Raw genomic sequence first — 743 nt, 5'->3', positions numbered from 1 at the left:
ATAACTTTTAAATAAGGGGCGCAGACGTGTGGGCTAAAATCCGAACGAAGTGAGCAGCCCACATGTTTGCGTCCCAGCCCGCGCAGCGGGCGAACTTGATTTTGTTGTTATGCGCGTTTTATACCGCAGCCATATTATACGGTGAGACATGCAAAGAGCCTTGATGTTGTCTTGTTTGCCACAAATCAAAAGCATTTTGCAAACGAAGCCAATGGGCCGCAGAAGGCTTACCGAAAACTAGTTCAAGACGAAGAGCCATCTCTGGGGTGATAGCCCCTTTACCATTAAGAACTTTCGATAATGTTTTACGGCTCACATCTAAATGTTGCGCTACATCAGTAATGGTCAGTTCTAGAGCATCAATAACAAGATCTTTGAGTATCTCACCGGGATGCGCTGGGTTATGCATATTCATTAGTGATAATCCTCGTAATTAACGATTTCAACATCTCGTCCAACAAAGCGGTATGTTACTCTCCAGTTCCCACTTACTCGGACAGACCAAATATCATTTCTGTTACCTTTGAGTTTATGCATATAAAGGCCTGGTAAATCCATGTCATCAGGTGTTTCGGCTTGATCGAGATTCGACAGAATAAGACGAAGCTTATTTTCGTGCTTTTTCTGAATTCCTGACGTGGTTCCTTTAGCGTAAAACTTCTGAAGGCCTTTATGTATAAAACTCTTAATCATGACTCTATTGTAACCTCAGGGGTTACGGATTGCTAGCGTAATTTTTGTGA

The 743-nt window shown here is 42.5% G+C and carries 2 protein-coding genes; both read right to left on the bottom strand.

From position 1 onward, the window contains the following. Positions 1 to 118: 118 nt before the first annotated feature. Entirely contained in the window at positions 119 to 415 is a 297-nt protein-coding gene (locus V5298_RS20770; RefSeq protein ID WP_202942505.1) for a HigA family addiction module antitoxin, read from the bottom strand. Further along, positions 415 to 693, bottom strand: a complete 279-nt coding sequence (locus V5298_RS20765; RefSeq protein WP_020745301.1) for a type II toxin-antitoxin system RelE/ParE family toxin — start codon at positions 691 to 693, stop codon at positions 415 to 417. Before V5298_RS20765 ends, V5298_RS20770 begins: the two co-directional genes overlap by 1 nt. Between the last annotated feature and the right edge of the window lie 50 nt (positions 694 to 743).

This window comes from Alteromonas sp. 14N.309.X.WAT.G.H12 (assembly GCF_036697315.1).
Taxonomy (GTDB): Bacteria; Pseudomonadota; Gammaproteobacteria; order Enterobacterales; family Alteromonadaceae; genus Alteromonas.
The sequence above is the reverse complement of the archived record's forward strand: the minus strand, read 5'-3'. Positions and strand labels throughout refer to the sequence as shown.